Source organism: Bacillus sp. CCNWLW194 (genome assembly GCF_037120585.1).
Taxonomy (GTDB): Bacteria; Bacillota; Bacilli; order Bacillales; family Bacillaceae_G; genus Bacillus_A; species Bacillus_A basilensis.
Window position 1 is genome coordinate 259,292 of record NZ_JBBBBL010000007.1, and the last position, 24,779, is coordinate 284,070.

The 24,779-nt window shown below is 34.2% G+C and carries 25 protein-coding genes and 1 pseudogene; 6 read left to right on the top strand and 20 right to left on the bottom strand.

All coding sequences use genetic code 11. From position 1 onward, the window contains the following. Positions 1-49 precede the first annotated feature (49 nt). Both V7S50_RS18030 and spxA read right to left on the bottom strand, forming a co-directional pair. On the bottom strand, positions 50-184 hold the full coding sequence (locus tag V7S50_RS18030) for a BA3454 family stress response protein (protein ID WP_063221899.1): 135 nt from the start codon (positions 182-184) through the stop codon (positions 50-52). A gap of 47 nt (positions 185-231) precedes the next feature. Further along, the gene (gene spxA, locus V7S50_RS18035; RefSeq protein ID WP_000261180.1) at positions 232-627 is read right to left on the bottom strand and encodes a transcriptional regulator SpxA; all 396 of its coding nucleotides are present in this window, start codon (positions 625-627) and stop codon (positions 232-234) included. A gap of 618 nt (positions 628-1,245) precedes the next feature. Between spxA and V7S50_RS18040 the strand changes: the two genes are divergently transcribed. Beyond that, positions 1,246-1,590 (top strand): winged helix-turn-helix transcriptional regulator, encoded by a 345-nt coding sequence (locus V7S50_RS18040; RefSeq protein ID WP_147806915.1) that lies wholly within the window; start codon positions 1,246-1,248, stop codon positions 1,588-1,590. A gap of 64 nt (positions 1,591-1,654) precedes the next feature. On the opposite strand, the gene V7S50_RS18045 is transcribed toward V7S50_RS18040, so the two are convergent. The 5 genes from V7S50_RS18045 to V7S50_RS18065 all read right to left on the bottom strand — a co-directional run bounded on the left by V7S50_RS18045 (position 1,655) and on the right by V7S50_RS18065 (position 6,063). Continuing rightward, positions 1,655-2,392 carry a GntR family transcriptional regulator gene (locus V7S50_RS18045; protein WP_242256224.1) on the bottom strand — a complete coding sequence of 246 codons (738 nt, stop codon included), beginning with the start codon at positions 2,390-2,392 and terminating at the stop codon, positions 1,655-1,657. Positions 2,393-2,424: 32 nt separating this feature from the next. After that, complete coding sequence (locus V7S50_RS18050; protein WP_242256226.1) at positions 2,425-3,486, bottom strand: oxidoreductase; 1,062 nt, start codon at positions 3,484-3,486, stop codon at positions 2,425-2,427. Between the two features lie 205 nt (positions 3,487-3,691). Further along, on the bottom strand, positions 3,692-4,864 hold the full coding sequence (locus tag V7S50_RS18055; RefSeq protein ID WP_242256228.1) for a cyclopropane-fatty-acyl-phospholipid synthase: 1,173 nt from the start codon (positions 4,862-4,864) through the stop codon (positions 3,692-3,694). Between the two features lie 322 nt (positions 4,865-5,186). Then, positions 5,187-5,513 carry a winged helix-turn-helix transcriptional regulator gene (locus V7S50_RS18060; protein ID WP_242256230.1) on the bottom strand — a complete coding sequence of 109 codons (327 nt, stop codon included), beginning with the start codon at positions 5,511-5,513 and terminating at the stop codon, positions 5,187-5,189. A 205-nt stretch (positions 5,514-5,718) separates the two neighbouring features. Continuing rightward, positions 5,719-6,063: a winged helix-turn-helix transcriptional regulator gene (locus tag V7S50_RS18065; RefSeq protein WP_242256233.1), complete on the bottom strand. Its 345-nt coding sequence runs from the start codon at positions 6,061-6,063 to the stop codon at positions 5,719-5,721. 431 nt (positions 6,064-6,494) lie between these two features. Between V7S50_RS18065 and V7S50_RS18070 the strand changes: the two genes are divergently transcribed. Then, positions 6,495-7,505 (top strand): aldo/keto reductase, encoded by a 1,011-nt coding sequence (locus V7S50_RS18070; protein ID WP_242256235.1) that lies wholly within the window; start codon positions 6,495-6,497, stop codon positions 7,503-7,505. A 79-nt stretch (positions 7,506-7,584) separates the two neighbouring features. Beyond that, the gene (locus tag V7S50_RS18075) at positions 7,585-8,001 is read left to right on the top strand and encodes an SRPBCC family protein (protein ID WP_063221905.1); all 417 of its coding nucleotides are present in this window, start codon (positions 7,585-7,587) and stop codon (positions 7,999-8,001) included. A gap of 235 nt (positions 8,002-8,236) precedes the next feature. Here the strand turns inward: V7S50_RS18075 and V7S50_RS18080 are convergent, their stop codons facing one another. From V7S50_RS18080 to V7S50_RS18090, 3 genes are read right to left on the bottom strand one after another with little or no spacing between them, the layout of a single operon-like run. After that, entirely contained in the window at positions 8,237-9,064 is an 828-nt protein-coding gene (locus V7S50_RS18080) for a hypothetical protein (protein WP_242256237.1), read from the bottom strand. A gap of 25 nt (positions 9,065-9,089) precedes the next feature. Then, on the bottom strand, positions 9,090-9,647 hold the full coding sequence (locus V7S50_RS18085; protein ID WP_242256239.1) for a DUF7010 family protein: 558 nt from the start codon (positions 9,645-9,647) through the stop codon (positions 9,090-9,092). Positions 9,648-9,674: 27 nt separating this feature from the next. Beyond that, complete coding sequence (locus tag V7S50_RS18090) at positions 9,675-10,514, bottom strand: phosphotransferase (protein ID WP_242256241.1); 840 nt, start codon at positions 10,512-10,514, stop codon at positions 9,675-9,677. 175 nt (positions 10,515-10,689) lie between these two features. Between V7S50_RS18090 and V7S50_RS18095 the strand changes: the two genes are divergently transcribed. Further along, positions 10,690-10,899, top strand: a complete 210-nt coding sequence (locus tag V7S50_RS18095) for a hypothetical protein (protein ID WP_000801648.1) — start codon at positions 10,690-10,692, stop codon at positions 10,897-10,899. A 31-nt stretch (positions 10,900-10,930) separates the two neighbouring features. Here V7S50_RS18095 and V7S50_RS18100 read toward each other — a convergent pair whose 3' ends face one another. From V7S50_RS18100 to V7S50_RS18125, 6 genes are all read right to left on the bottom strand, one after another. Next, positions 10,931-11,830 carry a PhzF family phenazine biosynthesis protein gene (locus V7S50_RS18100; RefSeq protein WP_242256243.1) on the bottom strand — a complete coding sequence of 300 codons (900 nt, stop codon included), beginning with the start codon at positions 11,828-11,830 and terminating at the stop codon, positions 10,931-10,933. Positions 11,831-11,838: 8 nt separating this feature from the next. Then, positions 11,839-12,615, bottom strand: coding sequence for a GNAT family N-acetyltransferase (locus V7S50_RS18105; protein WP_242256245.1), 777 nt, complete (start codon positions 12,613-12,615; stop codon positions 11,839-11,841). Further along, the gene (locus tag V7S50_RS18110; protein WP_242256247.1) at positions 12,612-13,316 is read right to left on the bottom strand and encodes an SDR family NAD(P)-dependent oxidoreductase; all 705 of its coding nucleotides are present in this window, start codon (positions 13,314-13,316) and stop codon (positions 12,612-12,614) included. Before V7S50_RS18110 ends, V7S50_RS18105 begins: the two co-directional genes overlap by 4 nt. Continuing rightward, a complete protein-coding gene (locus V7S50_RS18115) occupies positions 13,313-13,876 on the bottom strand; it encodes a GNAT family N-acetyltransferase (protein WP_242256249.1) in 564 nt (187 codons plus the stop codon). Before V7S50_RS18115 ends, V7S50_RS18110 begins: the two co-directional genes overlap by 4 nt. A 145-nt stretch (positions 13,877-14,021) precedes the next feature. Further along, positions 14,022-15,524 (bottom strand): class I adenylate-forming enzyme family protein, encoded by a 1,503-nt coding sequence (locus V7S50_RS18120; protein ID WP_242256251.1) that lies wholly within the window; start codon positions 15,522-15,524, stop codon positions 14,022-14,024. Between the two features lie 136 nt (positions 15,525-15,660). Beyond that, positions 15,661-16,194 (bottom strand): NAD(P)H-dependent oxidoreductase, encoded by a 534-nt coding sequence (locus V7S50_RS18125; protein WP_212956372.1) that lies wholly within the window; start codon positions 16,192-16,194, stop codon positions 15,661-15,663. Positions 16,195-16,317: 123 nt separating this feature from the next. Here V7S50_RS18125 and V7S50_RS18130 point away from each other — a divergent pair, with 123 nt between their 5' ends. Further along, entirely contained in the window at positions 16,318-16,641 is a 324-nt protein-coding gene (locus V7S50_RS18130) for a winged helix-turn-helix transcriptional regulator (RefSeq protein WP_063221912.1), read from the top strand. 1,401 nt (positions 16,642-18,042) lie between these two features. Next, the gene (locus V7S50_RS18135) at positions 18,043-19,494 is read left to right on the top strand and encodes an FAD-dependent oxidoreductase (protein WP_242256253.1); all 1,452 of its coding nucleotides are present in this window, start codon (positions 18,043-18,045) and stop codon (positions 19,492-19,494) included. 233 nt (positions 19,495-19,727) lie between these two features. Here V7S50_RS18135 and V7S50_RS18140 read toward each other — a convergent pair whose 3' ends face one another. From V7S50_RS18140 to V7S50_RS18155, 4 genes and pseudogenes are all read right to left on the bottom strand, one after another. Beyond that, entirely contained in the window at positions 19,728-20,108 is a 381-nt protein-coding gene (locus tag V7S50_RS18140) for a hypothetical protein (RefSeq protein ID WP_060487795.1), read from the bottom strand. A 380-nt stretch (positions 20,109-20,488) separates the two neighbouring features. Next, positions 20,489-20,764: an ArsR/SmtB family transcription factor gene (locus V7S50_RS18145; protein ID WP_242256255.1), complete on the bottom strand. Its 276-nt coding sequence runs from the start codon at positions 20,762-20,764 to the stop codon at positions 20,489-20,491. A gap of 219 nt (positions 20,765-20,983) precedes the next feature. After that, positions 20,984-24,331, bottom strand: coding sequence for a glycosyltransferase (locus V7S50_RS18150; protein WP_242256318.1), 3,348 nt, complete (start codon positions 24,329-24,331; stop codon positions 20,984-20,986). 171 nt (positions 24,332-24,502) lie between these two features. Further along, positions 24,503-24,779 (bottom strand): annotated as a pseudogene (locus V7S50_RS18155) (hypothetical protein); the annotation flags it as partial.

The following is a 24,779-nucleotide window of genomic DNA, read 5'->3' on the forward strand; positions in this document are numbered from 1 at the left end:
GTTTAGTTATAATCTCTAACCTATAACTTCAATTTTTAAATAATCCAAATTAAAAACCCCACTGTTTTTTGACTTGTTCTTCTGCCAACTGTTTGATTTTTGTCCATATCGTATCTTTATTCACAATAACATTTGTTTGATAATTTCTATCGTTATAATTGACTGTAACACATACTTCTATCATCTCCGGTTTCCTCCTTTCAAAAAACTTTTCTTGAAAAATATTACTTATTAATTAGCCAACTTTTGCAGTTCAATATTTAAGAACGTTCGAACGCTACGTGGTAAAAATTTACGAATTTCTTCGTCATTAAAACCAATCTGTAATCTTTTCTCGTCCAGCATAATTGGGCGACGCAACATTAGCGGATGCTCAATTATTAATTTATAAAATTCATTCAGCGAAAGCTCATCTATATTTATATTTAAGTCTTGAAAAGTTTTGGATCTAGTTGAAATAATTTCAGTAGCACCCTCTTCAGTTAAACGAAGAATGGATTTAAGTTCATCCACTGTCATAGAATTGGATACGATATTTTTTTCAGTATAATCAATTTGATTCTCTTCCAGCCATGCTTTCGCTTTTCGGCATGAACCACAGCTTGCTGTTGTATATAAAACCACCATATTTCACTCACTCCTTTAATGTTCTTTATGAAACGTACATTTTAAATATCGGTTATTGAAATGTATTAAAAAAAATTACAGTTTAGAATCAAATACACGTAATATTATTTATTCGGCAATGTTTCGTTTATTTCTACTATTCGTTTCTTTTCATGCTTCTTTTATAAAATGATTGAAACTACATTTACAGATGATGACAACTCACTTCTTAAATCTATACTGTAATTTTAAACCTTACAGTTCTATTAATCAAATGTTAAGTCTTGGATTAATTAATCATTTTTTTGTGTGGATGGTTCCCATAGTATTATGCTAACCAATTTCCAATGCACTTCAAAGTGCATTTTATTCATTTCTTACTTACATGTTTTATTATGGACGATATTTAGCATAATAAAAAGTACGCACTTTAAAGTGTTATAGGTACTAAAAAGTAACGTATAAACTTTCTAGTGTAGTTCTGCTTACTTCTCTCTTACATCGGTTATTATGAACGATATTTAGCACAATAAATAGTACGCACTTTAAAGTGTTATAGGCACTAAAAAGAAATAATTTTAGTATTACAACGTATTTAGGTCCAAAACTGTAATCTAAATTCATCAAAGGAGTTTTTTTATGAAAACATATAATATTCCTGTAGAAGCGACTTTAGAAGTTATTGGCGGAAAGTGGAAAGTTGTTATCCTTTGCCATTTAAAAAAAGGAACAAAAAGAACGAGCGAATTAAAACGTTTAATGTCTGGTATTACTCAAAAAATGTTAACACAACAATTACGTGAACTAGAAGAAGACGATGTAATCCAAAGAAAAGTGTATGACCAAGTACCACCGAAAGTAGAGTACTCTTTAACGGATTACGGTTCTTCTTTAGGAGCCATACTCGATTCCCTCTGCACTTGGGGAGAAGTTCATCTTGAAAAAAACGGGAATACGTCCATGCTTATTACAGCTGATGAATAGTAACTGTTCCTACTATATTGAAAACAAAAAATAGGTTGAGGCAATACTTGCCCCAACCTATTTTTTATGCCTCTCTATAACTTTTTGCGGTAATGACTGTTTCGAATTCAAAGGTTTCCGGCAAATGATCGGCGTAAGAGTACTCAAAAGTTCGTCCATCCGTTAAATAGGCCACTTGTTCAACTCTCATTAAGAAATCTTGATTTGTTAAGTTCATAAACTGCTTTTCCCTATCATCTGGGCGAACCCCTTTGACCCTAACAACGGATGTTCCTACTTCAAGACCTAGTTTATTTTGAATGTGCGAGTAGATCGATTCCTCTAAAACCGAAGCTTCAACACCTGGGATCACCGAAATAGGCATCCATGTATGCTCCATAATCGTTGGAATACTGTGAATGCTGCGGAGGCGGATGATTTTATATACAAAATCCCCCACTGAAATGCCCAATTTTTCAGCAATGATTTCATCGGCACCGACAATCGTAAACTCGATAATTTTACTTTCTACCTCATTGCCGTAAACAGCTTTCGTACCTGTTAAAGTTTGAATCATTCGTGCCTTTTCCTGCTGACGCCAATCTTGAACGACTGTTCCACTTCCGCGGCGGCGGATGATGTATCCGTCTCTCACTAACAGATCCAGCGCTTTTTTAATAGTAAGAGCTGAAACACCAAATTCTTCAGCAAGGACGGGGCTACTTGGAATTTTTTCATTAATTTTATATTCGCCGTCTAAAATTTGCTGTTTAATTTTTTGGTAAATGCCGAGGTATTTTACTTGTGTTGATCCGCTTGCCATTTCCATACCTCCTTTATGCTGTATTCCCTCTTCTATTCATTCAAGTTTAAAGCCTCAAGTTTGTAAACTGAAGGTGATGGAGCAACAAATCCGTTTTCCAAGATTTCAATATTCGTTACCGCTTCTTCGTCTTTCACAAGTTTTGGAGCACCATTTACAATTGTTTCATACGCTGCATCATAGAAACGACCGTAATCACCAAGCGGCGTTTTAATTTGTTTTTCAATCCAATCACCGTTTGCATTGCGATATTTCGCCACTCCATAGTACATCGGCGAATCTTCGCCAAATCCTGCACTCTCAGGCATAATACCCGCTTTCAGATCATTTTCCTGCTGATCTTCACCGTATTTAATAAACGATCCATTTGTTCCATGAACGATAAAGCGTGGATAATCTTTCGCTACAACATGGTTTGTTTTCAGTTTAATTTTCAGTTGATTTCCGTAATGTAGACCAACATCGAAATAATTATCAACCGCACCTTCCACTTCATTATTACGAATATCGTACGTCACAGTATCTGGACGGCCAAATAATGAAATCATACGGTCCATCGTATGAATACCTAAACTGTAGAATGAACCTTCTTCTTTTGGAGCTTCATGAGAGATGGAGCCAGGACGGAAGTAATCAATGTGCGATTCAACCTCAATAATATCACCAAGGAATCCTTGTTCCACAACTTGCTTAACAGCTAAGAAATCACCATCAAAACGACGATTTTGATAAGGCATAACTACTACACCTTTCTCTCGTCCTAAAGCTAATAATTCTTTCGCATATTCTACTGTATCGCAAAATGGTTTTTCAACGATAACCGATTTCCCAGCAAGTATAACTTTTTTCGCTAATTCGTAATGCGTATGTGCTGGCGTACAGATTGTCACTACTTGGATTTCTTTGTCATTCAACAATTCGTCCAAATCAGTAGTGAAATAAACACCTTTACTCTTATATGGAGCCGCTAATTCTTCACTAATTTGGCGGCCAAAAATCGTTTTTACTTTTATATTTTTACGTGTATTTACATACGGTAAATGATAGCGGTTAGCTGATTTTCCAAATCCAATAAAGCCCATTGTTAATGTCATATTCTTCAACTTCCTTGCTTATAAAATTTTGTTTCTATTTTTATTATATATTTTTATTATTAAAAGTATATAGTTTTAATTTTAAATATATATAATAAATAAAAAAAGTCGGATACAAATCATTTCGATTTTCATCCCGACTTTTTTACTTTAAGTTATGAACCTATAAATTTAAACATTGCTTAAGAGCTATTAGATCACACTCTTATTCATACATATAAGAACGTGTCATCGGAATTGTATCGTTAATACCTTTTGTAAATACAAATTGATGTAAATCAATATTACCTGTAAAGAACGAAGCTGCACATGCATTTAAATATAAACGCCACATACGAATAAATCGCTCATCTTTCGTTTTGCGAACTTCCTCCAGTACGTTTTCAAAATTTCGAGCCCAATGTTGTAATGTTTTCCCGTAATGTCTACGTAAGCTTTCCACATCAACAATGAAAAATTGTTCATTTGTCATGTTCGTGATTAATTCATTAACAGCAGGAACATATCCGCCAGGGAATATATACTTTTCAATCCAACCATTCGTAGCACCACCATTAGCCGGAGAAGTAATACAATGAAGAAGAGAAATTCCGCCATCGTTTAGCAGTTCATTCACTGTCTCAAAGTATTGCATAATGTTGTCTTTTCCTACATGTTCAATCATACCTACACTAACAATTTTATCAAATTTACGATTCTTAATATCGCGGTAATCAAGTAAGGATACTTCAACTAAATCTGTAAGTCCCTCTTGTTTAATTCGCTCGGAAGTTTTTGCATATTGTTCCTCACTTAACGTTACTCCCATCGCTTTTACACCGTACTGTTTAGCGGCAGCTGTAATAAGCTCACCCCATCCGCAACCAATGTCTAATAGTGTATCACCTTTTTGAAGGTTCAACTTTTTCAAAATATGATTCACTTTATTATGCTGAGCTGTCGTTAAAGAATCTTGCTCATTTTGGAAATATGCACAAGAATACGTCATCGTTTCATCAAGCCATAATTTATAGAAATCGTTCCCAATATCATAATGATGAGCAATATCATCTTTATTTTTTTGTTTTGAGAAATTCCATTTACTTTTGAAATATTGCAACTTACTATCACCTAAAAAGCTATCCTGCCTTTTATAAATAGATTGAATTGCTTTTTCAAGGTTACCCTTTATTTCAAGGTCCCCATTCATATATGCTTCACCGAATGCAATAGAAGGATCCTTTGCAAGCTCTTTTTTTGAAAGCGGCTTATGGAATGTTACATGAAATTGAGGTTCCCCTTCTCCATATTGGATTGTTTCTCCATTCCAAAGTGTAATTTGAACTGGATCTGAAAAAAGATTTTTGAGTATTTTTTTATAAAAAAGTTCTTCAATCATATAAACATCTCCTACTAAAAAAATTGAACAAAAAACTATTCTAGTTAATAAGTCTTTTTGAACATAGCTTAAAACCGTTATGGCTTCTTGCTACGAGTGTCATTATAAAACGGTTATATTATGAAGCATAGTACGTACTTTAAAGTGATGAAGGCACTTTTAAGTACCTATGATGAATGATAAATTAAACATTCACCCTACTAAAACAGCTGCCGATATGGTATAGCCCCTTACTTTTCACCATAGTAACTTTCTAACGTTTTATACTGAAAAAACACCACCTCGTCATGGGGTGGTGTTTTCAATATTACATATATAGATTTCATTTAACTTCACTATTTTTTCTATCTATGCATCTTTCTCCCCATGCAGTTAATTGGTTTAATACATTTTGTAAAGACCAACCATAATCCGTTAAGGAGTATTCTACTCGAGGTGGAATTTCTGTATAGATTTTACGTATAATCACACCATCTTCTTCTAACTCACGTAATTGCTGAGTCAACATTCTAACAGAAATTTCAGGAATCAAACGTTGTAACTCACTCGTTCTCTTTGTCCCTTTCGTTAAGTGACATAAAATAACGACCTTCCACTTTCCTCCGATAATTTCTAAAGTTGCTTCTATCGGTATATTATATTGTTTCACGCGTGCTCCTCTCCTTTTTTCTAAATTTCTTCTCTATTGTTGCGTAAAAACAAATAATTTTCTATACGGCACATTTTAGTTCCTACAGCACAAAAAAGTACCTATATTACCAAAAAGTAATTATGCTACTTAAAAAATCTCCCTATATATACATGACAAAACAAAAAGAAAAAAACGAACATATTTTCGTTCGTTTTTTCCTTGTTTATTCAGCTGCTGTTATGAGCATAGATGTGTTCCCATTCTTGTCGAGATGATTTTCTCCCCAGTGACAAAGAGAATCGAGTATAGCATCTAAAGAATGACCGTAATCAGTTAAAGAATACTCTACTTTTGGCGGCACTTGATTATACACTTTTCTCTCGATTACACCATCTTCTTCTAATTCACGTAATTGTTGTGTTAACATCTTTTGTGTAATACCAGACATTAATTGTTTTAATTCGCACGTTCTCTTTTTGTCTTTCTTCAAATGACAAAGGATAACTACTTTCCACTTCCCACCGATAACCTCTAAAGTCGCCTCTACAGGAATATTGTATGTTTTCATATAAAAATCTCCTTTAATAATGTTATAAGGCAAGTAAGCTAAAGATTTAAATATTACTTTTAAGTATCTATAGCACCTTAAAGTACGTACTTTTTATTGTGTTAAACATGTTTCATAATAGCATACGTAAACAGTAACTGAGTAGTACGGCACTAAAAAGTACCTGTATTACTTTTTAGTATCTATATCACTTTAAAGTACGTACTTTTCATTATGTAAAATACATTTCATAATAGCATTTGTAAGAGTTGAGTGAGTCATGCAGTATTAGAAATTACATTTTAGTACCGTACTTTAAAGTGCGTACTTTTTTAGCTGTTTCAATACTTTTATCATGCATTTTGTCAGACGATGAAATGACATGTTTTCATTTTCACATCCATTCACAATGATTTATTAATTTTTAAATACTTTTTAGGAGGATATCTATAATGAGTAAATTACTAAAAGAAAAAATTGGTTTTGGTACAGCACCACTGGGAAATATGTACCGTAATATCCCAGAAGAAGAAGCAATCGCTACAGTGGATGCTGCTTGGGAGAATGGCGTTCGTTACTTTGATACAGCTCCACTTTATGGATCTGGCTTAGCAGAAATTCGTCTTGGCGAAGCACTATCAAAAAGAAATCGTGATGATTACTTTTTAAGTACAAAAGTAGGTCGAACGATTTCAGATGAACTAGAAGATCCATATGCACGTGATTTAGGTGAAAAAGGCGGACTGTTCGAATTTGGTCGTAAAAATAAAATGATCAATGACTACAGCGCAGATGCAACACTTCGCTCTATCGAGCAAAGTTTGAAACGTTTAAAAACAGATCGACTAGACTTTGTTTTCATTCATGATTTAGCACAAGACTTTTATGGTGATGAGTGGATTTCACAATTTGAAATTGCTCGAACAGGAGCATTCCGTGCGCTAACACGCTTACGTGAAGAAGGCGTCATTAAAGGCTGGGGACTTGGAGTAAACAAAGTAGAATCGATTGAACTTATGCTTGATTTAGAAGAAGCGAAGCCAAATATCTCCTTACTAGCTGGTCGTTATTCATTACTAGACCACGAGCGTGCATTGCAACGAGTAATGCCGGCAGCTGTAAAGCATAATATGGATATTGTCGTTGGTGGCCCATATAGCTCAGGTATTCTTGCTGGAGGTGCTCACTTTGAATACCAAAAAGCATCACCAGAAATTATTGCAAAAGTTGAGAAAATCAAAGCTCTTGCAGATCGTCACGAAATCAGCATCAAGGCTGCTGCATTACAATTTTCATTAGCAAATCCAGCAGTTGCTGCCGTTGTTCCTGGTGCAAGTAAACCGGAACGAATTGCAGAAGACCAAACTGCATTAAACACAGTAATTCCAGCAGCATTCTGGGAAGAAATGCGCGAACAAAAACTAGTAGCACCTAATGCACCACTACCAATCAACGTAAAATAATTTGAAACCTTAATCAGTGGGATCATTCCCCACTGATTATTTGCTCGCAAATATCGAGATAAAAAGGAGCGTAATGAACATGGCACATACTACTACATCTATGGAAATTTTCGGTTCACCTGAACAAGTATGGCAATTAATCGGAGGTTTCAATTCCCTTCCAGACTGGTTACCTTATATACCTAGCAGTAAATTAACTGAAGGCGGTCGTGTACGTCATCTAGCTAATCCAGATGGCGATACAATTATAGAACGCTTAGAAGTATTCAATGATAAGGAACGCTACTACACGTATTCAATCATGAATGCACCATTCCCAGTCACTAATTATCTATCTACAATCAAAGTTAAAGAAGGTACCGAAAGTAACACATCGTTAGTAGAATGGTCTGGTACTTTCACTCCTGTAGAGGTTAGTGATGAAGAGGCAATTAATCTGTTTCATAGCATCTACAGCGATGGACTGAAGGCATTGCAACAAGCATTTTTAGATTGATCTACTAGAAACAACGAAAAGCAGAGCGATATCGCTTTGCTTTTCGTTGTTTTTAGGTATATGAAATTATATCGACGATTTTTCAATTATATCGATCACAACTTGAAATATATCAACGATTTTTTCAATATATCGACGTTTCGACAAAGGATATCGACTTACCGACAAATAACGACGTTTCAGCACTATAAAAACAGCAAAGCATCCAGTGCTTTGCCGCTTATCAAATTACTTTTTACGTATGAAACAACTTTCCTTCTACCGCCTTAATATATCTTTCAGCAGAACGTTCAACTGCCTCATTTGCATTTTCTTTTACTACTCGATGAAAAGCGTTGTATAAGCGATTAAACTGTAACGGCTTCACTCGATTCACCATTTCTTCCACTTTTCTCGCTGGTAATGGAATTAAGTTTGGATAGCTGTACATGAAGCTTACCCATCGCTCATCTGCTACAACTTGAATAATATCCCCTGTTAACAAAATTCCTTTTCCAGCATTACCTTCTTCCAAATGCAAGACAGATCCTCCTTTGAAATGGCCTCCTAAACGATGGATGACCAATCCATCAGCTAATTTCAAAGACTCACCAGACCAATAAATAATACGACTACTCGGGCGCATTACCCATTCTTTATCATCTTCGTGTATATAAATTGGTACATCGAACGTCTCCGCCCATTCTACTTGTGTTGAATAATAATGAGGATGAGACAATGCAATCGCATCTAATCCGCCAAGCTCTTTTATCTTCTCAATTGTCGTTTCATCTAAATAAGTAATGCAGTCCCATAGTAAACGATATGACTCTGTTTTCACTACAAATGCCGTTTGCCCGATCGCAAATCCTGGTTTTGTCGTAATACTATAAAGCCCATTTTCTTCTTCAATTATTTCATTTTTGTATGTATCATCTGTTTGCAAGTTTTCTAAAGTCGTCCAAGACTGCCCTTTCGGATTAACATATTGCCTCTCTTCATCACAAATATGACAACTCACCGGTTCCTCTACACTTGCTGCATACTGCACACCACACGTTGTACAAACGAAATTTTTCATCATAATTCCCCCTATCCCTATATTTTTATTAAGCTGATTTTTGTTGGTAATGATCTGCTTTTTTATTTTCAATTAACAAACTTATAAAAGTAAGGAAATAGACAACTGTAACCGATAATGGAATTACAGTAAATCCTTTTTCTGCAAAAAGAATCCCGCAAACTGACGTTACGAATACACTCCCTACTGACAATAAACCATAACTTTTACTTTCATAAATCCATACGTACGGGATAAAATGAACACCTATTAACATTGCTACTACAAAAGGTAACCATTCTGGAAATTGAAAATAGGCAAGTAATACAAGCGGAATATTCAATACATTTATCCCACCAATTAATCCTGCCAAAACCCCTAACGGATTTCCTTTCGCAAACATATCAATTTTCAATATAGCAGCTATCATTAAGCCGAAAGGAAACACACATCCCATACCGATTAAATATACCCATACCACTTGTTTTTCAGAAAGAACAAAGCCCGTTATACTCATAACGACCCAAAATAAAACGCCAGCTAATATAATTGGTAATCCTCTCTTCGTTTTTATCGCTAAATCCTTTTTCGCTTCTGAAACATTCATTTCACTATCTCCCCCAAAATATTTGTATTATAAAGTCACCTCAACCTCGCCCATCCAATACCGCCAAGCTACTAAATAATCTTCTAAATCTTTCGGGTGGTGCCTTAAACACGTATCTATACGCAAATATAAGCAAATAACTATTTCTTCATATAACTCACTGTCTTTTTTATGAAATACACATTGTTTCATCACATAATTAATTGCTTCTTTCGTTAAATCTTCCGGAGTTGAACAGAACGCATAAATTAAATCGTATATAGGATCTCCTAACACTGGTAAAGGATCAATTACACCGTGCAGCTTATTTCCTTGAAATATACAATTATGGAATCCAAGATCACCATGCAATAAAAATGGCTGATTTATTTCAGCGTCCCTCTTTGCTAATTTAAGAACAATTCTATACTCTTCTTTACTTATGTAACGTCTTACATTTTCATAAGCTTCCATCACATTTTTCGTTAAAAATTCATTCCAAGATTGAACCGGACTTTCTTTCCATCCCCAACCATCTATATCTGAAACTATTTCATACTGATTAATAACTTCATTTACAAGAGTACTAAGCGTAATTCGTTTATGTCCCTGTTTGCACGAAGTACTACCTTTAAGGAAAGAATACACAATATATGTATGTAAAGGTTCCTTATACAAAAGATTTGAAAATATAGCGTTTCCCTCATAAAAAGAAAGAAAATTAGCTTCTTCACGTATTACTTCCGCTTTATTCAGCTTTACAACGTATTTTCCATCCAACAAATATACAGTACTTGTCGTTCCTCCGTTCAACACTTTTATGCTATTTGGATAACGTGAAATAACTTCCTCCTTAACTAGTTGTGTAGCGATTACTGAAATGTCCATTCCCTCACCCTTTAATTCCGAAGATTCCTTCAATTCAAAAGACAACTTTACTATTATTTGACAAACGAATAGGAAACCCCTTCCAAAATCATAATATAACAAAAATTCATTCACTTTTACATTTCAAAAATAAGGAAATACTAACAACAACGTTACATACATATAGGAGGACACTATGAAACCTGAATTTTTAAAAGCTGTACATGATGCCATCGGAAATGTCGAACACATTCATATAGAGGAAAGTGGTGCCGACAGCTTACTTATCCATCATGATGATGCACAGCAGTTAAAACAAGTCGCTGAAACATTAGAAAACAACAATTTCCGCTCTGCTTTAAGAACAACTGGAGATGCTTCGTATATTGAAGTATTGAACAGATAATGAAAGTCCGGACGTATTCCGGGCTTTCTTTTTATATTGAAACTTCAAACTCTTTCACATACACCGCTGTTCCCGCAATATCAATTCGTAAATTCTCATTTTCTACATCTTTCGTTACATATACCGTTACACGACCATCTTTATTCATTTCCTGTCCTTGTTCAACGATTAACTCCATTTCATGATTAAAATCTTTCTCCAAATACGTCGCATAATACGCTCCCATTACACCTGAAGCTGTTCCTGTCACTGGATCTTCAATCGTTCCAGCATAAGCTGATGAGAAATGACGCCCATGCATTTGCACCTGTTCATCATAAGTTTCTAAACAAACTGGATGAATAGAAGCATTAGGTATTTCTTTTAATACGGATGGGAATGCATCATTATGAGGTCTCATTCTCTCACATGCATCTAGATTTTTAATCGGTACAATTACAGTCCAGTTCCCCGTACTTCCATATACAATTGGTAAACTGACATCTAAATCATTTTCTTCTAAACCAATACTATGAGCTAATGCTTCTGTTGAACCTGCAAAATCTTTAAACTGAGGTGCTGCCTGCCCCATTTTAATAAAGGTTTCTTCATTTTCATTTACAACTATTTGTATCGGTAAAATCCCGGCCTTCGTTTCAATCGTAAGATTTGTTTTCTCTTCTAATAAACCTCTTTCACGCAAGGCATACATAGTCCCAACTGTTCCGTGTCCACATAAATCCATTTCATAACCAGGTGTAAAATAGCGCATTCTTATATCTGCTACTTCTGAAGAAAGAACGAAAGACGTTTCGTTAAATCCAACTTTTTCAGCAATACGTTGCATTTCCTCTTCCGTTAATCCATCTGCATCTAATACAATACCTGCTGGATTACCCATATTCGGTTTATTCGTAAATGCGTCATAATGAAATATGTTTATAGTCTTCATTTTTTCTCCTAACCTTTTTTAAAAATTTTATAATAAAGCTCTAACTCCGTTTTCAACGAACAATTATTTCTCCAAAATATCCCCTGCATCTTTTCATTCGACGTATGTGTGCTCCCAATATAATAAGTAGCATTCATTTCCTTTAACATATGTAAAGATTGAAGGTGAAGTTGGGAAGCAATTCCTTTCCCGCGACAATAAGGTATTACCCCAAAATAAAATAACCGTCCTTCACTTTCTGTTCCAATTTCTATATGCGGTATGGACATACCAATCGACTCATCTTCATCATAAAAAACAATACATGACTTTTCCCAGCCCTTACCTAACTCTGTTTGCACTGAATAAAAATGCTCATCGATAGTTAAAGTTGAAGTTTGATTCCCTGAATCCAACATACATTGTTCCCAAATATATTTAAATTCTTTTTCCGATAACGTTCCTTCTGCTATTGATCGATATGTATATTGTCTTTCAAGCTCTTCAGTATTGTTCAATTCTCTACATACTTCAATCTTTGCGGCATGCAAAGAAAAACCCGCATCAAGTAACACTTTTGCACTTGTGTTATAACTACTAAACCTCTTGTTTAATACAATACTCGCTCTTTTTAACTCCCAGTTAAAGCAAACTTCTTCAAATCTACTTATCTTTTCTTTATAAGTTTGTACATCATAAAGAACATCTTCTTCTATTTCTTCAATTGCCACTGCATTTGGTAAGTCATTTAATACCTTTTTAGAGGGACCAAATAGATTCTGAATGATTGTAAGATCGTATATCACCACTTTAATTCACCCACACCTGGCTCAATAAACTTCCCTGAAACATCCTCATTTGAATCTATTACCCAATCATATATATTTTTTGCTCCTTCAGCCGGAGTCATATTCGCATCAAAAGCACCAATGTCAGTCTTTAATTTTCCAGGGTGAATGGCAGTTACACGAATTCCTTTATCCTCAAACTCTTGTTGTAAGCAGAGTGTTAACATATTTTGTGCAGCTTTAGCAATTCGATAAGAATACGAAAACTGCCCTTTCGGAAACTCTTTGTTCGCCATTTTATGCAATGAGCCCAATCGCGAGGACACATTTATGATTCTCGGATGATCCGATTTAGCTAAAGCCACATATGTACCTTTTATAGCTCGAATTACACCTATGCAATGAATATTAAATAAGTTCGTTAACTCTTCTGAATTCGTATGTAAAATCTCAGTCTCCTTTCCAGTAATTCCAGCGTTATTTATAACTAGATCAATATACTCTGTATATTCCTCAAGCTGTTTCTTAATTTGCTCCGTACTCTCATCAGCCGATAAGTCTGCCAATATAGGAAAACATCTACAACTAAACATTTGCTTCAATTGCGTTACCGCAAACTCAGTTCTAACTAACGGATAAACAATATGCCCCTTTTCATGAAATACTTTTACTAGCTGTAACCCTAATCCGCGATTTCCACCTGTAATAACCACCCTCATCTGTCCATCTCCTTATTTTTAAAATAAATAAGAAAATCCATCCACCTATCATTCTCTAAAGAAAACGCCTCTCTCTTGCATTCAAAAGAAAATCCTGCTCTTTCAGCAAGACGAACGGATGGCTCATTATCAACACGTATATGTAATTCTATTCTATGAAAATGAAGACTATTAAAAAATAACGGTAACGCAGCTTTTACACTTTCAATGCCATATCCATTTTTCCAGTATTGATTATGTATGGAATACCCCATCATCGCCCATTGATAGTCCATACGTAAAATTTTTATAAGCTCTATCTTTCCAATATTAGCTCCGTCTTCTTTACGGAAAATGCCTAATACATACATTTCATCCCGATGTGCTGCTTCATCAAATCCTCTAATCCATTCCGTGAACCATTCTTTTGTTGATGATGCCATAACTTGATAGCCATCGTCATATTTATACTGCGATGGCAGTCTTTTATTAAATCCATCTAACCAACTTTCATAATCATTTTTTTGGAACGGACGGATCATGAGTCTCTCTGTCTCTACTTCTAATAACGGTAGCTTCATTTACATCTCATCCCTCGATTATTAATTGAATATTCTTTATCATCTTACACAAAATACAAAATCTAGTAAATCATTATGTTTTTGATAGACAAAAACCCAGCCATGCTTTATACATAACTGGGTTCTTCATCGTTTAATAACATTTTTATTTCACAAGAACTACATCCCTTAATTCTCTCTTCAGCACTTTCCCTAAAGCGTTTTTCGGTAACTCTTCTACGAATACCACTTCTGGTATTTTATAACTTGCTAATTTCTCCTTACAATACTGAATAATAGTTTCTTCTGTTAATGTTCTTTCGCTATCCTTCACAATGTAAGCTCTTGGAACCTCTCCCCAAAAGTCATCTGGAACTCCAACTACTGCAACTTCTAAAACACCATGTATTTCATGAATAACATCTTCTACTTGATCTGGATATACGTTGTCACCACCGCGTATAATAACGTCTTTATATCTTCCCATAATATGCAAGAATCCATCGTCATCTAACATGCCAGCATCGCCCATGTTAAACCAATTATCTTTTACTACCTTCTTTGTCGCCTTTTCATTATTCCAATATCCTTTAAACATGTATGGACTTCTTACGTGAATCTCCCCAACTTCATTAGTTGTTAGTTCATGTCCTGTTTCTGGATGAACAATTTTCACCTCTACATTTTTCAAGGTTTTCCCTACAGAAGACATCTTTTCTTTTCCCATCATTGGATGCCATGAAGTTACAACCCAACCTTCTGTACTACCATAGCCTTGCACCATATAGATTCCTTTTTCCATATATTTTTGGATAAGCGTTTCTGGCACTTTTGTTCCACCGCTTTGTGCTACTGTAAAGGTTGAAATGTTACGTTCTTTTTTATTTAGTTCATCAAGCATGTAGCTATAAACAGCCGGGAATGCAAGCATCGTAGTAATTTTCTCTTCTTCAATCTTATCCCAAATAAGAGTAGGATTCGAATCAGCTAAGAAAATCATCGTAACACCATGATAAATACAATTTAAAATAGAAAGCACGCCACTCATATGAAACAATGGATGCACGGATAAAAAGCGTTCACCTGCTGGAATTTCCCTTTGCCCCGCAATCTCAGCAAAATAATGATGTAAGTTTTTATGTCCGATTACGCATGCTTTTGCCTGTCCAGTTGTTCCGGAAGTAAATAAGTAAATTGCATCATCCTCTTCATCCACTTCTACGTTCGGTTCTGTAATTGGCTGTTCTTGCAATTCTAATTCAAATGAACCAAAGCCTTCTTTTGTCGTTTTAATTACATAAGGAATTTCTTTAACGGCATCAATTTTTAATAAAACTTCACTAAATTCTTCATCAATAACTAATACTTTTAATTTCGCTTCTTTTACAATTGTTTCTAGTTCATAAACAGTAAGCTGATGATTTAGCGGAATAAATACCGCTCCAATTTTTAAGCTTGCCATCATAATACTTGGAAATGGGTGATTATTTTTGCAAAGTATTCCTATACGATCGCCTCTTTGCACACCGTTTTGTAACAAATACTGTGCAAGCTGATTTACTCGTTCATTATACTGCTGAAACGAATACCTTTTCTCTCCCCCTACAAGCGCTTCTAAATTTGGTGATTGCATTGCTCTTTTTTGTAATAATTGTCGCATCGTTCTCAAGTAAAACTCCCCTTTATATATGTTAGGTTTTTTATTTTACCAGATTAACTATTAATTTACTAAAGATTACACTTAGTGAATATAAAACAAACAAAAAAAACAGCCATCTACTTAACAAGTAAATGGCTGTTTCTCCTTATATATTAGAATACTTCTTGTTCATCACATATTGCACATACTCAGGCGCACTTTTATCAATCTCTTCATCACTTAGTTTATATTCCGCACCATATAAATAAAATGAAGGTATAAATTCCATACCTGTATATAGGCATGTAGCTTGGAATGGTTTCGTCAACTCATCCATCGTAATTCCGCTATTTTCATAATCTTTTTCTAATCCACCTATAGAGATAGCCACACCAAATTCTTTCCCTTTCACTTTATCCCCTTTTGATCCGTACGCAAATCCATATGTTAATACATCGTCAAACCATTTTTTTAATAATGGTGGGGAACTGTACCAGTAAAGCGGAAATTGGAATATATATCTGTCATGTTCTACTAATAACTTTTGCTCTTCTTCAATATTAAACTCCCAATTCGGTGCCACTTTATATAATTCATGCACCGTAATTTCATCCGAATGTTTCTCAAGTTCTTCTATCCATCTTTTATTAATTTGTGATTTTTCAATATCAGGGTGTGCTACAATTACAAGTGTTCTCATCATTTTCCATCCCCTTTATAAATTAATCAATCCTTACGTATTAGTATGAATGAGTTACATATAATTGAAAAGTACGTACTTTCAGGTACTATAGGAACCTTGAGGTACCTTTGGAGGTGTTATATGAATCAAAATGATGACTGCCCAATTGCAACGACACTCGATGTAATCGGCGGAAAATGGAAAGTTTATATTTTATGTGTTTTGATGGATGGAAAAATGCGAACAAATGAAATTAAACGAGAAATTCCAAACCTTACACAAAAAGTTCTTACACAACAACTTCGGCAACTTGAAGCTGATGGGATTATCCATCGTACCGTATATCAAGAAGTACCACCAAAGGTTGAGTACACACTAAGTGAGCACGGAAAATCTTTAATGAAAATTATGGATGAACTATTTGAATGGGGAAAAGGTCATCAAATCAAAAGATTACATGACTAACAAAATATTATCGTCTTTATTAAATCTTCTACATTCATATTAGTATTTTAATATTTCTACTGAAATTTTAAAATAGAGATACTCCAACAGCTCGTAATTTAGAATCCCAAATCTTTCAGAAGTAAAAATCAATAACATTCATCTATAGATACTCTTTATAACAAAAGTATCCTATACTTTTCACCTGATATTTAATTCAGACACTTTTATTGATCATCGCTAATCTTTTTAAATATCCCCCTATGGATGTATCCTTTTGCGAATTATAGAAACAACAAATAAAAATTACCGGTATAATAATCTGAAGGGGAATGTGCACAAATATCGGGACTTTCTTCAATCCTAGTTCTACATGCTCCATATAATTAGCCGTAATCATAAGCGATAAAGGGACTCCACTCGTGTGCGAATTCAAGAAAACCTAAACCATCTATCCCCTAAAGAATTTAGGGAATAGATGGTTTAGGTTTGTTGATATGTGTCCTGTTTTCGGGATTCACTTCATATAAAGTAACATCTTTAATAATGATTATTTTAATACTACTCTTTGTCTTACTGTGACCCTAGTAACTGGGCGATGGAGTTTCTTTTTTTTGGGGCTTACTGCCTAGTTTTATAAGTCGGATAACAACTTCCATCGCTTTTTTAAAATTACTACAGTAGACAGAACACTTTGCAAAGAGTGCCTGTACAAGGCGTTTTTTTACATATTTTTACCAAATGGCGTTTTTATTAAAAAACTTCTCACATTTAAATTGGACAAGCATATTTTATTATATAGGGAATCCCTACTCATAGAAAACTACCTTTCTAATCTAAGAGCACGCATATATGTGTGCTCTTAGACTGTTTACAATGAAATAAAGAATTTATTAATTCACTATTGGAAAAGCACCCATAATAATATCTTTATACTTATCTAATGTTTTTCGATTTTTTATAAAACTATATTATTTTGGAGTTGGTTAATACGTTGCAAAAAACTGACCGTGTAATCATTATGGTCCCTCCATTTTCACAAGTGTTTGTTACATTTTACTCATCATCAGGAGAACTTCTTTCATCAAAAGTCTTATCTAATACCTCTCCCTCCCCTGTATCAATGTATGCACTTAATGAAATTGAAAGCGAATTATTTGAAATCGAGTTAAAACCCCTACTACGTCATTAAAACTACGAATAGTGGAAAGGCCTTTACAACTCCCACAAGGAACTGCTGCAGACACGCTATATCGCATTAACTACACACTTACTATGTAAACTCTTCTAAGGAACTCCATTTTAGTTTCCAAGGAAACTAAAATGGAGTATAATTATATACGTACAATAGATAGCATTTATAAATATATTTACATTTTTTTGCATTAGCTCTTAATCACTTAAATAAATGGAGGGCATGATATGGAAAATTATTATGATGTAGCGGTAGTTGGTGGTGGTCCAGTTGGACTTATGACAGCATGTGAATTAGCTATTCAAGGTATAAACGTTGTCGTTTTGGAGAGAAGAGTGGATCGCATACGAAATTCTAGAGCACTAACACTACACCCCCGCTCACTGGAATTGATGGCCATGCGAGGCATTGAAAATCGATTTTTATCTAGAGGAAAGAAATTAGATACAAGTCATTTTGCTGCCTTAGATACAAGATTAAACTTTAAAAATTTAAATACTGATTTTCCGTATACACTTTTTATTCCCCAATCTATTACAGAAGAAATATTAGAAGAACGTGCATTAGAATTAGGTGTAGTCATTAAACGTGGGCATACTCTGAAAGACTTAAAACAATATGAAACATCCGTACAACTAGAAATAGAACAAAGAGAAACAATATATAAAATAGAAGTTCCATATGTAATAGGAGCTGACGGAGCAAGAAGTGTAGTTCGTGAATTATCAAATATTCCGTTTAATGGAACAAACACAACAACTACTGCTATATTAGGTGATGTTATTTTAGAAGATATACCAGATACTCCATTTTTATCTACTTCTAATATAAATGGGATATTAATGATGGTACCTATTACACCTAATATATTTCGTTTTGCAATTGTTGATCCTAAGAATCAGGCAATACCCGTTCATGTTGCTGTTACAGAAAAGGAGTTTATAGATAGTATTTATAGTATTACAGGTGAACATATTCAAATTAAGAGCACATTATGGCTTTCTCGTTTTGGCAATGCAACCAAACTAGCAAATACTTATCAACATAAGCGTGTATTTTTAGCAGGCGATGCAGCACATATTCATTTCCCTGCTGGAGGACAAGGCTTGAATGTAGGTCTACAAGATGCTTTTAATATAGGATGGAAATTAGGACTCGCAATAAAACACAAAAAATATGAAAGTCTATTAAAAAGTTATCATATTGAACGACATGCTGTGGGAAAACAATTTTTCAAAGAAGTACAAGCGCAAGAACAATTAATGATAAACTTTTCAAACGCAGGAATGGAATTAAGAGAGTTATTTTCGCACTTACTTACATACCCCGAGATAAATAACGATTTATCTGAAAGAGTAAGTGGTTTAGGGGTTAGGTATTCGGCGATGCACGATATAGAAAGGCATCCATTGATAGGAAAAAGATGTACAAATCTCACTATTTCTTCTCAAAATAAGAAAAGTTATAAACTCTTTGAATTAATGCAGGATGGTAAATTTATTTTATTAATACACCCTTCTTATATAGATAAGATAAATAAAATGAATATTGATTCGCACATAAAGGTGATAGTAGGAGAAATACAAGATTCCAAGTTGCAAAATATAGATACCGTTTTGATTCGACCGGATGGTCACATAGCCACCATTGAATATACCAAGATAGATAACTGCGAATAGTCCGGAAAAATAATTATCCATTGTATTTATTAGTGATACAAAATAAATTCATTTTTATAAAACGAAAAGAATCCTATTTATTTAAGATTCTTTTCGTTTTGCCCATCTCACTATTTATAAAAACATGTCTACAAGGTAAGAAACACTAAATTTACAGTTAACTATAAAATTTCGTTCCGAAGGACTACAAAAAAATCCCACCTATATACTCCCATGTTCAACAATATTTGTCTCTATTTCATATAAAGTAATATAAGCATCCAAAAAGATAAAACACCAAGTATAGCAAGCACTATTCGAGTAGATAGTACCCTTACTTCAAAATTGGTTTTCTTGGATGGTTCAGGATATGCAATTACATAAATCCCTTTTAGTAGTGCGAGCCATGCAATAAGTGTAATGAGTCCCTGCCAATTAAGTGTCCAAACATTATGCAGGATAACAGTACCTAATCCTAGGAAAATTGATAGAAAGCCATACATAATTCCAAATCCCCTGTCTTCTACCACTAATTTTTTCAGTTCACGTAGTACAGATGGTCGCACAAAAAGTATTCCTGTGATGATAACCGTTACCCATCCCCAAAAAAAACCTAAAAAAAGGCTTACTTCCATTATTATTCCACTCCTTTCAATTACATTTATATTTCAGTTATTTTCCCTTTAGTATTAGATCTATAGATGAAAAAACTAAAAATGTAACTTTGGAGTAAAGTCGTACTCTTTATAAAATATTTCATGTGTACATAAATGAACCTTCATCTTACTAATTTTTAATAAAATAATATTAAATTTAAAAAGGTGAAGATCATACAATATTATTAAATAAAATAATCTAATTAAGAAGTATAACAAATTAATAATCAGGCTAAATACAACTTATGTTAGTAAGAAAATCACATACACTTACACAAATTACTTTTGTATAACATCTTAAAAATTGTAGTCACAGAATTGCTTTAGCATTCTCTTCTTAATGTCTAGACAGTCAGCATTTAAACTAAACATGCTAATATTGATTTTGTGCGATTGTCAGTTACCTCATAATAAATTTCTAATCCTTTCCGAGTACCTGTAACCATTTTAGCAGCTTTTAGTTTAGATAAATGTTGACTAATTGTACTTTGAGGCATTTCCAATTCCCCATACATTGTTGTTACATTAGTAGGACCTTTTGAAAGCATTATTTTCACTAAGGATAAACGAACAGGATGCGCCAATACCTTTAGTACTTCAGCGATTTCTTCAAACATTTCTTTTTGTTCTTTCATCTTATTTCTCCCCTTTTATATACACATTTATGTTATCCATATATATAATTCGAAGGTATATACGATTTTATGTCCGTCATTTAAAAAAAATATAAAAAACTTTTTCCCGAAACTAAAGGAGTAACTTAACATAATGGCTCACTATCAGTACCCCTATAGATACAGACGTATCTACTCTACACTAAAATCAATAAAAAAGAGAGCAGATAACCTGCTCTCTTAAGATGCCTCCTTATGTTCCGTGGAATGTTTAACACTTCCCATTCTCTTTAGCTTATTCCATCCTACCGCTACTCCTCGAATCGATGAGAATATAGACTTAACGACAACATAAGTCATAAATTGACGATAAATAAAGCGTTGTAAAATTAACCATACTAATGGTTTCGGATTCTCTTCCTCTAATTTAAATGCAAACAGAGATGCGAGAAGGTCCATTAAAAAGAATACAAAATAAAATCCTAAAACTTTTAGCGGATCACTACTAAATAGTCCCACAATCATTAATATATCTGCAAAAGGAGCAATGAATTGCAGAACATATTGGAATAACCACATATTTGGCAATGCAATAAATCCTAATGTTTTATGCTTTGAATTACATAACGCTTTTCGATGTTTCCAAAGACATTGTAGTGTACCATATGACCAACGATATCGCTGTTTAATGAGACTTTTCACATCTTCAGGTGACTCCGTAAAAGCATAAGCCTTTTCTTCATATACAATTCTATGTCCCTGACGTAAAAATGTAATAGTAAGATCCGTATCTTCTGCTAACGTATCTTCGCTTAAATATCCAGATTCAACTACATTCTTCTTACGCCACGCCCCAATAGCTCCTGGAACTACTGTAATACAATTTAACTCATCAAAAGCTCTACGTTCTAAATTAAACCCTGTAATATACTCAACATGTTGCCAAGTAGTTAACAAGTTTCGTCTATTCCCCACTTTGACATTACCTGAAACTGCTGCTACATTCTGATCTTCAAAGTGTCTAACCATTAGAGAAATGGCGTCTTGCGCAATAATAGTATCCGCATCTAAAGTGACAATGATCTCTCCTCGCGATTGTTGAAATCCTAGGTTCATTGCCGATGATTTCCCGCCGTTTTCTTTCTGAATGAAACGAACTTTAGGGTGTTTATAAAATGTTTCTTGTATTACTTTTGACGTACCATCTGTCGATCCGTCATCCACAACAATAACTTCAAATTCTCTATAATTACTATCCAAAATTGAGCGAATCGTCTGAGCTATCACCTTTTCTTCATTATATGCTGCTATGACAACACTAACAAAAGGTTGATAGGACGAATTAATATAGCGAGATAGCGTTTTTCTTTTCTGCTTCCATGCAAAATAAATTAAGAATAAGAATCGAAAAATACCTAATCCAATAGCAACATAAAAAATAGTTGTTAATATATGTTTAAAATATCCCGCCCCTGAAAAGACAGCTTTATTGTAAAGTAAATATTGCTCACCCTCAGAAGAAACAGGAGGCATAATTTCATCTCGTTCTTTATTCATTAAATCTGAAATTGTTACAAAACTATATCCATGCTTTTTAAGGTCTTTGATAATGATTGGCAGCGCCTCTACTGTATGGGTACGATTCCCTCCCGCATCATGGAGAAGAATAATATTTCCCTCTCCCTTATAAACGGGATTAAGAGTACGCTTTACTAATTCATTTGTTGATGGTGTTGCCCAGTCTTCAGGATCAACTTTTTCCGCTACCATTGTATAGTTCATATTTTGCGCACGTAAAATAGGCAATATTTCATTTGACGAATCTGGATTAGCATCGGCTTCATATGGTGGTCTAAATAAAACCGTAGAATGTCCAGTTACTTCCTGAATTAAACGTTGCGTCGTATTAAGTTCTACTTTTGTTCGTAGTAAAGACGTATCAGCTATGTTAGGATGCTTGAAAGTATGATTACCAATTTCATGCCCCTCATCGTATATTCTTTTTACAATACTAGGATTTAGTTGCGCGTTTTCACCAAGTACAAAAAAAGCAGCTTTTATTTTATTCTCTTTTAATATATCTAAAATTTCTGGCGTATATTTCGGGTCTGGTCCATCATCAAATGTTAATACTACTTGTTTCCCCTTTGGTTTTCCATATCGTTGCAATTCGTATGCAGATGGTAAGGATTGATATACTTCATCTGTAAGATAACCATCTTTGCCTACTTTAAAATCTCTCAATCCATTTTGCTTTTCATTCTCAATCTGTAAAATTTCACCTTGTCCAGAATAATTCACTTCATCTAAACTAGTGATTTTATGTAATACATCAGGATTTTCTTGTGCCTCAATAGGATTTTTTAAAACTTTCCATATTGTAGGATCTTCTGCTCCTAATCTCCATAACGCAAACCCCTTTGCATTGTTGTCCATTGCGATTTTCACTTGATTATAGAGGGTAACACCGTCTAAGAACCAGGCAGTATGTTCTTTCTCTCCTGTTTTATATCTAAAATAAGGATTTCCACTACTCTTATCCCATTGAATTTTCATATTTGAATTATGAGCCATTGCCATAACTTCTGAAAAAGTTAAAGACTTCGCAGGTTCTTTACTGTTCACTTTCCAATCATATCCATAGTTACCAAAAGCAACTATAAGCTTATTAGACGGAATATTCAGTTCTTTCAATGTATGTTGGAACCATTTATTCGAAGCAATTGGTCCTGGTTCCCCCGCTCCATAGTGCTCATCGTACATCATTACAATCATTCGATCTATTACCTTCGCTAACGCACTATAATCAAAAGCTTTATCGTTAGCTGGAACATCTTGTGTAACGAGCAAATCATGTTTATGAAAGACCGTAGTAAGTTCTTTCATAAAATTTGTTAAGTTTTCTCTATCACTTTCAGGTATCGCCTCAAAGTCAATATTAATACCCGCAAATCGATTCTTTTCAACTTGCTTTACTAAATCATTTATAAACTTTGTCTTTACATCATTTGGGGAATTCAGTAACTTATGAATCAGCCCACTATCAGGACCAGAAGCTTCCTCTGTATAGTTAGTAAGTAACGGCATAATTTCCACTTGATTTTTTTCTGCTAACTTTACTATCTCAGGTTTTATCTCACTTCTAATCGTTAAATCTGCTTTTAAATGATACCACTCTGGTACTAGCGTGGTTAATGAATCGATATTTTCTTTTAAAGAAGCGGTACTATTTTCATCCCAGTTTACATAAAAACCATACACTTCTTTAGGTTGTTTACTATCGTTCTTCGAATTCACCAAATTTTTGTTATTCTTCATTTCGGTATTTGGTTTAAATTCTTCCTTCTTTAACTGCTGATCACTAAGTTTTTGATTAATTGGTACAAGTTTATTATCTTGTTGTACAGCGGTATTCATATTTGGAATTTCTGGTGTTGAAAAAATACTTTGAAAGAAAAAATAAAATACAATACTTACGCTAACTATTGAGATACATAGAAACCAAATAAAAGCTATGTTTCTCCTTCCTTTCGGATCATAAAAAACAGGTTTTGCTTTATCTTTCCCTTGTTGAATGTTTTTCTCCATTATATTTTTCACATACTCCTTCTTAATAGAACTATAGAATAATAAAGTGCAACTTTAAGCAGCCCAACTCCCACCTAACTTCTTTGCCCCAGCCAAATTTTGAGATGGGAGTTTTACTGCCCGCAATAGCGAGATAAATCCTTTTAGCTTTGAAATGAATCTCTCAATATTCTATTGATTATTCTTTTCATTCCCTTGCTGGTGACCTCTATTTTCTTGTTGAGACCCCCTACCATTGTTCCCTTGTTGATTTCCAACATTTTCTTTTTGGGATCCTCTTCCATTGTCCCCTTGCTGATTTCCATTATTCCCTTGTTGAGATCCTCTACCGTTGTTCCCTTGCTGATTTCCATTATTTCCTTGTTGAGGATCTCTACCGTTGTTCCCTTGCTGATTTCCATTATTTCCTTGTTGAGGATCTCTACCGTTGTTCCCTTGCTGATTTCCA